The sequence below is a fragment of the Micromonospora phytophila genome (assembly GCF_023656545.1).
In the GTDB taxonomy this organism is placed as follows: domain Bacteria; phylum Actinomycetota; class Actinomycetes; order Mycobacteriales; family Micromonosporaceae; genus Micromonospora; species Micromonospora phytophila.
This window is the reverse complement of record NZ_JAMOKF010000006.1, coordinates 61,550-71,233: the sequence shown is the minus strand read 5'-3', so window position 1 is coordinate 71,233 and position 9,684 is coordinate 61,550. Positions and strand designations below refer to the sequence as shown.

At 69.6% G+C, this 9,684-nt stretch carries 6 protein-coding genes; 2 read left to right on the top strand and 4 right to left on the bottom strand.

What is annotated here, in order from left to right:
* Both NCC78_RS02295 and NCC78_RS32365 read left to right on the top strand, forming a co-directional pair.
* On the top strand, positions 1-438 hold a 438-nt coding region (locus NCC78_RS02295; RefSeq protein WP_504919251.1), incomplete at its 5' end, for a Rossmann-fold NAD(P)-binding domain-containing protein.
* 120 nt (positions 439-558) lie between these two features.
* Complete coding sequence (locus tag NCC78_RS32365; protein WP_372495033.1) at positions 559-1,449, top strand: suppressor of fused domain protein; 891 nt, start codon at positions 559-561, stop codon at positions 1,447-1,449.
* 9 nt (positions 1,450-1,458) lie between these two features.
* Here the strand turns inward: NCC78_RS32365 and NCC78_RS02290 are convergent, their stop codons facing one another.
* The 4 genes from NCC78_RS02290 to NCC78_RS02275 form a co-directional block, all read right to left on the bottom strand.
* A complete protein-coding gene (locus tag NCC78_RS02290; RefSeq protein WP_250791391.1) occupies positions 1,459-2,001 on the bottom strand; it encodes a hypothetical protein in 543 nt (180 codons plus the stop codon).
* 345 nt (positions 2,002-2,346) lie between these two features.
* Positions 2,347-3,972 (bottom strand): hypothetical protein, encoded by a 1,626-nt coding sequence (locus NCC78_RS02285; RefSeq protein ID WP_250791390.1) that lies wholly within the window; start codon positions 3,970-3,972, stop codon positions 2,347-2,349.
* 756 nt (positions 3,973-4,728) lie between these two features.
* The gene (locus NCC78_RS02280; protein ID WP_250791388.1) at positions 4,729-7,398 is read right to left on the bottom strand and encodes a DUF6493 family protein; all 2,670 of its coding nucleotides are present in this window, start codon (positions 7,396-7,398) and stop codon (positions 4,729-4,731) included.
* On the bottom strand, positions 7,391-8,737 hold the full coding sequence (locus tag NCC78_RS02275; RefSeq protein WP_250791387.1) for an SWIM zinc finger family protein: 1,347 nt from the start codon (positions 8,735-8,737) through the stop codon (positions 7,391-7,393). Before NCC78_RS02275 ends, NCC78_RS02280 begins: the two co-directional genes overlap by 8 nt.
* Positions 8,738-9,684 lie beyond the last annotated feature (947 nt).

Sequence of the window (9,684 nt, the reverse complement as noted above, 5' to 3'; positions counted from 1 at the left end):
TGGGAGATCGAGACCGCCTACCTCGAACTCAAATCCAGCATCCTGGCCGGACGCGTCCTGCGCGCCCGCACCCCCGACGGCATCCAACAAGAGATCTACGCCCTGCTCAGCGTCTACCAACTACTCCGCACCGCGATGGTCGACGCGACCGACAGTCGGCCCGGCCTCGACCCCGACCGGGCCAGCTTCACCACCGCCCTGGACACCGCCCGCAACCAAGTCGTGCACGCCGCCGGCGTCATCGCCGACACCGTCATCGACCTGGTCGGCGTCATCGGCACCCACGTCCTGGACCACCTACTGCCCGACCGCCGCATCCGCGTCAAATCCCGCATGATCAAACGCTCCAACAGCAAATACCAAGCCCGCGGCCCCAACATCGACCGACACACCTACAAAGCCACCACCAGCATCGACGTCATCAGCACCGACCCTTGACACCCACCGCCCCGCCCTAACTGAACGGCGTTGGTACTAGACCCCAGAGCCCCGAATCCACATCGCACAAAGCGTGTGACATGTAGAAGGTTCGATATTTGCAGGTCAAGCGAGTTAAGGATGCCTCTAGTTTGGGGTGGAGGCGGGGTGCGCATGCGACGGGCGGGCAGTGCGTTTGTGCGACATTCCGGGTCGATTTTGTGCTCAGCGCGAACCAGAGTAGTGGTGCGTAACCGTCTTGGCTCCCGATCGTTAGGCACCCATTCATTGAATGAGACCGGGCCGCACAGCGGCTTAAGGCAAGCTGCGCTAAGGGGTGCAAGGGAGAGCGACCCTTATAAGACCGAGAGACTCCAGTGGACAGCGCCGTCCGGATCTATTCTCAGCACCTCACTCCCGCACCCTCCACCAACCCGGCTGCGGCGACAGCGCCAACGGCGCCAATCCACTGGCCCGCCGCACCACCCCAGCACGACGCGTCTCTGCGGGCCAGCCCCCGACCGTGATGGCGGCCCGTCCCCAGCTGTTCGCGAACGCGTGGCGGGCCCGGCCCGGGCGGCCGGGCTGTTGTTCCAGATAGCCGGTGAGATGGTGCGCCGCAGGGCCGGCTTGTCGAATGGCCAGGTGATTGGTCCACGCGGGCCTCTCTTCCCGGGCGGCCAGAGCACAGCCATCCTGGCGATCAGCCCGAGATATTTGCCGGCGCCCTTTGCCGTCTGTCACACCGAACCCGCGCCGGTGGTCTTCACGTGGTTGGTTCCGATCACCACGGGTGAAGCTGAGGTAGTCCAGAAGTTCGGGTGGGGGACGCTGGAGCAGGCATTCGCCGCTCAGGATCCTGACCTGGCTGACCCGGTCGGGCAGAAGTGGCGTTGGATCGGTTGGGCTCGTAGGCCACTGTGGGCGGGTGATCGAGTATCCGGATCTGCCGCGAAACGCGTGAACCTCGCTGATATGGTCGCCGCCGAGTCGATGACCGGTGTGCCGGCAACCATCCCGGCTCGGCGATGATCGCGAAGCTCACCTCACCGCGACAACACGGTCAGCGCGCCGGCGCAGGAAGCGGCGGGAACTGCTGCCATGCCTGGCGAGGACGCGGCCTGTATCGTCCAGCCGCCATGTGGCAGCGACCACTCGATCCCCGGCCAGCCACTCCTCCCGCACGACAGGTCGTTGCAGCTGGCGCAGCAGCCAGGCGGCGGCCCACTCCGCGTAGTCCTCATGGCTGGCCTGCGCCCCGACTACGGTCAGGTCTTCGGGATCGTTGCCGTCGTGGTCATCCAGGAGGTAGTCGTCGCCCCAGACACCTTGGAGTGCCTGTCCGAGCGGCCCGCCTGTCCAGTAGCCAACCTGCAGGGTGCGGCGCCGGATGGTGAGCCCTGGAACATCAACGCCGATGTACAGCGGGGCCAGCCACAGCTGCGACGATGTGTCGTCCTCCGGCGAGAGCCCCTCGACGTCCCAGCCGGATGCTTCCCGCCGAAGCCGTCCCAGGAAGGCGACCTCCCCCTCGTTGCGACCGACCTCGTCCGGGAACCACCGAACGCCAACTGCCTCAACCACCGCCCGATCATGCCGCACGGCGGCCTAACCTGCACCTTCCCCCTGCGCGTGGGGCGTTCCACCGAACCTCCGGTCATGCCGCAATGTGGGAGCGTCTCGCCGAGCACCTGGACCGAGTCTGGCCGGACATCGGTCCTGAACCAAGTCTCGGTCCGCTACCTCTGGGAACCGAGTAGCACCGGGCGAAGTTTATGTCTTCTTCATCGCTGGAGCGACGGAGGCCAGCTTGCTGGCCGTCGCCTCACGGGTAGCGACCCTCGACGGCGTGCCGGCCGGCGTGTTCGCCATAGTCACCGAGGAGGGTGCTCCGGACGGAACGGGACGCCGGGTCGACCTCCCGGTCTCCTAGAGTGTGGCCAGCCCGCCCGCACCTGAGCCCTCCTCAAGTGGCGAAGCACCCCGACCGAGTCCATTGCTACATCGGGCTGCTGTGACCCTTTCCCGCTCGGCCTGTATCAGGGCATCGAGACATTCCGGGCTGACTCGTGCGGCATCGAACGTCTCCGTCCAGCCGTTCGGCAGCTGCTGGATCGTCAGGTACGGCTCGTGACCGTCCGCGCGCAGGCGTCGAATGATCGCCTGCTCGATTGCCAGGGCGTCGTCCCCGGTCGTTACGGGGTACTGCGAATGCAGTTCGAATCCGTACCGGCGGTGCTGCGTGATCCGGTCGTTGTTGCGCTGCTCGGCGCCGGCGACGCCGATCTTTACCGCACTCAGCTTGCGGTGGACGACGACGTACACCCGGGCCGGTTCTCCGCGCTGGAAGCCGTACCGCGCGCAGTACCGGCATCCGCCACCGGATCGGACCTTCGCTAGTGTGGGACGGCTTTCCTTTCCGCAGACGGTGTGCCGGCAGCGCCATGGTGTCATCGATGTCTGGTACGGATCCAACGGTTCGAAGCCCGCCTCACGCATCGTCGCTGCCGCGTTGTGGGGGTCTTCCCGGCGGGCTACGGCCGCGCGCAGGTCGGCGCAGCGTCGGCAGCCGGATTGCCCGGCGAGAATCGATCCGTACGTGGGTGAGGTGGTTCGGCCGCAGCCGGTACATACGCAACGCCACGGGTACTTGATTCCCTGGTACGGCGCCTGCGGCTCGAGACCGAGCGCGCGCATCTTCGCTTCCGCTTCGGTGGCATCGCGCCGTTGTGCCTTGCCGCGGGCTTTGTTGACGCAGTACCGGCAAGCCGGCGTCCTCGCCTTCCGCAGTCGCGGATACACGATCGCGTCGCAGCGGGTGCATCGCGCCTTGTACGGTTCACCTGTACCGGGGTACGGCGCCAGCGGTTCCAGGCCGGCGTCTTGCATTCTGGCTATGGCTTCGTGGGCGTCACCGCGCAGCGAGGCGTTCGCTTTGCGGCGGCCGCATGGCCTGCAGCCGCCCTGCCCGTGTCTGATGCTAGTTAACCGCGGTTCTCCGACGGTTCCGCAGGTCAGGCATTGAGAGCGCCACTTGGTATCGAGGCCGTGGAAAGGCTCGAGCGGTTCCATGCCGGCTTCCCGCATCTCGCGTTCCGCGTCCTCAGCGGTGACCGGGGCACCCTTGCGGCAGAACAGGCAGCCGCCGTGACCGGTGCGCACGTGGCTGTACCAGGGGGTCACCTCGCGGCCGCACGGCACATGCCGGCATCGCCACGGCTTGCTGGTGCCCGGATACGGCTCGAGCGGTTCCAAGCCGGCGGCGCGCATAATCTCCTCGGCAGCCCGTGGGTCCGTGTATCGGCCCGCGCAGTGCACGCACCCGTTCTGGCCTCTCGCGATATTGCTGTACCGGGGTGTGACCTCGCGCAGGCAGCGGGTGTGGGTGCACCGCCACGGTTTGCTGGATCCGGGATAAAGCTCGAGCGGCTCCAGGCCGGCGGCGCGCATGACAGCGGCTGCCGCTTGCGGGTCAACGGTCCGGCGCCGGTCAGGTCTGGTGACTGATGGCACGGGCGCCCCCGCAGCATCGAGTTCGAACAGCGGCATCGTCACCAGCCACAACCTAGATGCACCACCGACAACCTGTGTAGGCGGACTGCCGCAAGACTTCCGTTGACCTCTCCACCTAGCCATGCTGGTGCCAACCACTGGGCCGGCAGCTCACGATCGGTCGGCGGTTGGCGGCCCGGTGCGAGCCCGGTTTGGGGGGAGCAGGTTGGGAGCAGCGGGGTGCCCTGAACAGCCTTGAACTACGTCCAACGGCATCGAACGGCGCTCAACTGCACCCATCCCTGCCTGCGGCTCCACGTTTCCGCAGGTCAGAGTCGGTGCGGCGTCCTGTTTCACACAACTGCACTCAATGGCAGTGAACGGCAGTCAACGGCACTCTATATCCCCTGGTAGGGGAGTATCCGCAGGTCACGGCGGTAAGGGCCTTGCGAGTGTTCAGGCCTTGCAGGTGGGTGCAGATTGGGCGCAGCTTGGCGAAGTGGTCACCGCGTCCGAAGTGCTCATTGCCTGTCGGGTGGAGACGGGTGCCGTGACCTGCGACGACGTGAGCGAGCGAGTGGGTGTGACCTCCCAGAGAACACCGAAGTGGTCAGGCCGGCGGCGCTGTCGGACGGAAGACCTCTTGCTGACGACGCCCACCGTCCTGTCGGTCACCGTTTGATGATTAGATCGGCGCTTGTAGCTGCGGTTCACCTTTCGGCCACCGGCGCCTGTCTCATTGCCTGGAACATCGATCTCACGGGTAACGGCCTGACCAGGGCTTTCACTTGGGTGATCTCTTCGGCGATCCCCAAGAGGTCAGGTCGTCATGAGCGCGGCGAGCCGACGGGCGGTCACGGCGAGGCGGCTGCGGCCGGGCTTGGCGGCCAGCGCGGTCAGGCCCGGCAGGTCCGCCGAGTGGCCGCCGTCGGGAACGGCGCTGGCGGCGAGGTCGACGAGATCGGGCAGACCCCCGCGCGGTCCGGCGGGCAGGAGGATCCGCAGCGCCGCCGACGTCACCTGCCAGACCGCATCGCGGGCACCGGCCTTGAGCGCCTCGGCCAAGGGCTGGACGACCCGCTGCAGCACGATCCGGTTCGTGGCGGCGAGGGTGCCGACCTCCGCGCCGACGCCGGTGCTGTCCCAGTCCGGGCGCGCGGCGAGGGTGATGAGCGCGTCGGCGGCCGCCAGCCGCACGGTCTGCCGGTGATTGGCGAGCGCGTACGCCATCGTCAAGGACATTGCCGAACCGGCCGGGCCGTCGGCCGCTGCCAAACCGGTGAGGAAACCCGTGCCGGCGTTGCCCTGATCCACCCTGGCGGCGACGTGGGGCTGAAGGTGCGCGGCGATCGCCTCACGGTGGGACGGCGCGATCATCGGCCACAGGTCCAGGGTGCCGACCAGCGAGGAGGGCCTGGCCCGTGCGGAGGCGCCGCGCGGATCGGCGAGCTCGGCCGGCAGGCCCGCCGGGTCCAGCATGGCGATCCGCCGACCGCCGGTCTCCTCGACCCACGTCTTCGGTTCGGGTCCGGTGGCCAGCCAGTCGGCGAACCGGCGCCCCGCCGGCGAGACCAGGCGGGTGGCGGCCGTCTGGACGGCAACGTCCACCTCGCGCGGCAGGCGCAGGATGGCCTGCGTCAGGTCGGCCTCGCCGGGCTGCCAGCCGTCGCGTTCCGCCTCCTGCAGGAGGCGGAGAACCCGGGCCGGGTCGACGTGTCCGGCGACAGTGTCCGGCGTGGCCAGCAGCGCCACCGGCGGGGCACTGACCAGCAGCGCGGTGAGTTCGGCGACCCGGCGTTCCACGAAGACCGTCATCGGATGCGGTTCCGGGCGGTACGACGTGTGGTACCACCCCCGGTCGGGCGGCGCGTCCCGCTCGATGGCGGCGGCGACCAGGGCCGGCCAGAGCCCGGGCCATTGCGGAATCAGCGGCTCCAGCACCCGAGCGGCCTCGGCCCGGTCGCCGCGTGCCGCCCGCACCAGCCCGTCGAGCACAAGCTCGTGCCGGATCGGGTCGTCGTCGCCCCGGCGCAGCACGATCGCCAGCTCCCCGGCCAGCGCGCCGAGATCCAGCGGCGGCGGCATCTCGGCCGGCGTCTCCGCGACGAGGGTAGGGGCGGGCGCGGGGGCGGGGGGCGCGGCGCCGAGCAGCGCGGCGAGTCGTTGCGCGACGACACCGTCCAGCGCGGGCACCTCGGCCCGCAACCGCTCGCGCGCTGCTTCCGACAGGGTTGACAGCCGCGCCTGGACCAGGTCGACGGTGCGTTCGGCGAGCTCGGGCACCGGATGGTGCAGCCCGACGACCAACCCGTCCAGCAGGTCCTCCAGCGGAAGCCTGCGCAGCCAGGCAAGGTGTGCCCGGACCAGCTTCTTCTCCTGGCGGGACAGCATGCTCTGGGTGATCTCCGCCAGCGTGACCTGATCCAGCTCGGACGCCCGATGCAGCGCCTGCAGAGAGGTGTACGCGAAGTCGGCAACCGTCGACATCTCTGCCGTCACCAGGCCGGTCAGCTCCTGTCGGTGCCTGGCCAGCTCGTCGGTGCCCGGCGACAGCTGCTTGAGCAGGTCGAGGTACGGCTGCAGCAGTCTTTTACGCCCGCCTGCGCGCAGGCGGCGTAGGCACCCCCGGATGAGCACCTCGCGGTCGATCCGCCCGCTGGCCGTCAACTCCATCAGTGCCGGCGGCCAGTCACGGCGGGCCACGCTGGTGACGAACGCGGTGGCGACCCGGTCGTCGTCGAAGAGGTACGGCAGTACGTGGTCGAGCCACGGGTCGGCGGCCAGAAAGGAGGCGAGCGAAGGGCGCCACATCTCCACGTACCGTGCGACGGCGCCGGGGGTGTCCGGTGGCTCGGCGCCCACGGCCCGCATGAGCGCCTCGGTGAACGGCCACGGGGTGAACCGACTGCGGGATCCGGCGCGCCGAGCCATGCCGCGGGCCAGGGCAGCCCCCCAGGTCGCGCCGCGCACGCGCAGCAGACCGGGCACCATCTCGGGCACCACCCGCAGCGACGGGCCGACCCGCCACGGACGGTGCAGGCGTCTGACCGCGTCTGTCGCCGTCGGTGTGCAGGCCACGACGGCCATCGCCAGAGCCTCGTGGCGGCGCTCGGTCAGCCGGGTGGCCAACTGCGCTGCCTGCCACTCGAGCTGCCGCTTGTTGCTTGTCCACCGGCGCTCGCGCTCGCGCAACCGCTGGCGGGCAACGTACGCCCGGATGCCCTCGAGGTCGCGGGGCGGTGGGTCGTCGTTCGCGGATACGAGGAACCCGACGACGAAGGTGCCGGAGGTGGGCAGTTCGGGCTCGGGCTCGGGCTCTGGCGGTGGCGGGACGACCGGCTCCGGCACGGCGCGGGTCGGGGTGTGCGCCTCCAGCGACGGCAGCAGCGCTGCCCGTCCGTCGGCGTCCAAACCGGCAAGCAGGTCGGCGAGCGCGTCGAAGTCCGCGTCGTCGATCCGTGCGCACACGTCGCGCCAGAGGTCACCCACGCTGCTGTCCCGTCTGCCCGAAGATCATCGCCGCCACGACGTGCTTGCACGGCCCCCGCCGGCCCTGGTGCTCGGCCCACCAGGCGCAGGTGCAGGCGTACTCCTCACCGCGCCGATGGACGAGATACGTGGACTCGCCGGAGGTCACTTCGATGCCCGCTGCGCTCACCACCACCCCGCCCGTCGTCGTCAGGATCCGGGCTGCGGCAAGCCGAGGGTGCAGCGCGGCAACCAGATCGGCCCGGTACGGCAGCGGGCGGTGGAACGACGACGCCTCGGCGACGTCGTACCCGACCTGGCCCGCGGTGGCCAGCGCGGCGAGGGCGGACGTGCCCCGTCCGGCGTCCCACCCGGTACGCGCGGCGACCGACGCGCGATCGATGACCGGGTCGACGGCCAGCAGGGCATCCAGTGCGTCGGCGTCAGCGACGGCGGACCCGGACCCGAGGTCGGCCAGCAACTGACCGTCGCCGGCGAAGCCCTGGCTGACGGCGCTCGACAGCAGCAGCGTGAACCGGGCCGTGCCGAAGTCCAGCACCCAGCCACTCACCTCGGCGGGCGCGCCACTGACCGGCGGTGCGTAGAGGGTTACCGTCCGCGCCAGGGGAAGGAGCGGCCGCAGCACCGACAGCCGGAATCCGTCGGCCACGCAGACGGCGCCGGAGACCGGGCGAGTGGTGGACCGCCACCCGGACCCGGCCGGCACCAGCCAGCGCGCCTGCCGGCCGGTGCGCGCCGACATCTCGGCCAGCAGCGCGACCGCACGCCCGGCGCGGATCTCCAGCCGCGGATCCATCGGCAGCGCGTGCGCCGCCACCTCGGCCAGCCCGCGCAACCAGCGCGCCGGCAGCGGCACCCGCTTCTCGACGACCTTTCCATCGAGCGTCGACACGGCGAGTTCGTCCTCGCCCACCGACAGGCGCAACGGGTCCTCGCCGCCGACCCGGGTCAGCGACTCGTACAACGCAGGGTTGATGTCCACGTTGGTGGTGCCGCGGCCCACCGTCGCATCGTCGAGCTCGGCGGCGGTCAGGTCCAGCCGACCGTACAAACCACCGCACGTCGACAGCGCCTCGAACCGCAGCCGCTCGCCGTCGCCGGTGACCACCGGGTCACGCCCCGCCGTGCCGGTGCGGACCGGCCGGAAGTCCGCGCCCGCGATGTCGGCCAGCGCCAGCAGGCCCCCAGCGACCACCCGCGGCGTACGCACAAAACCGGCGAAGAAGGTCTGTTCGTCGACCCGATCCGGCGCCGACGTGGCGAGGGCCAGGTTGCCATCGGCCAGTCCGGACGGCTGGCGGTAGATCCGGGTGTCCACGGCGGAGGCCGTCGCGCTCAAATCGCTGATCCTTCCGGGGGTACCGCTCGGCGATCCAGCGAATCCTGCCACGCGACGTTCCCACCACGCTGTCCCGCGCGGGCCAGCCGGGCGAACGTTGGCGGCCGGCCTTATCTGACCGTTAAGTAGCCGCTGACAAAGCGCGGCGTCCGCGGGCGTTCGTCACCGTCCGTACCCAACGTCGGATCGTTCGCTCCGTGCCGTCGGGCGGCCGGTCCTGCGTCAGGCAGACTGTCCCGGGCTGACCGTCTGGGTCCCAGTGGGGGAGCACGTTGGGAGCAGTCGGGTGCACTGAACGGCGTTCAACTGCACTCAACGGCACCGAACGGCGCCCAACGGCATACGCCCCGACCTGCGGTCTTGCGTTCCCGCAGGTCATAGGCGGTCCAGCATCCTGCTTCACACGGAGTGCTCAGCGGTTTTGCGCAGCCGTCGGCAGCAATCTATGTCGCCTGGCCGGGGAGTATGCGCAGGTCACGGCGGTAAGGAGCCGGTGGATGACCTGGCCTTGCAAGTGGGAGCAGATCGGGTGCAGATTGGCGAAGTGCTCACAGCCCCCGAAGTGTTCACCGACATCGAACAGGGGCAAGGGCTTGACCTGCGGTGATGCCGTCGAGTGGTGCGGCGTGACCTCCCAGAGAAGACCGAAGTGGTCAGCGTTGGCTGCTCTCCGCCTGCCTACTGCCGGCTTGTCGTCCTGGGCCCGCCGATGCCAGTCGCCGGGACCATCCTGCATCGACGTGCGGCTCTAGATCCGCCATGGCGGAGTTGGTAGGGATTCCGGCAGCTGAGACTCGAATCCCACCGGCAGCCATCTGACCAGGGCTTCCTGGGCGTTGACCTCTTCGGCGGGCCCGAAGGCCTCACCGCCGGCAGCTCCGCTCCAAGGGCCGGCGACGTCCGCTCACGCCGATGATGGTAAACCTGCCGGAGGGAGGGCGCTATCA

Coding starts and splice junctions, on each gene's coding strand:
- NCC78_RS32365 (WP_372495033.1), top strand. CDS start 559: ATGCCTCTAGTTTGGGGTGGAGGCGGGGTGCGCATGCGACGGGCGGGC.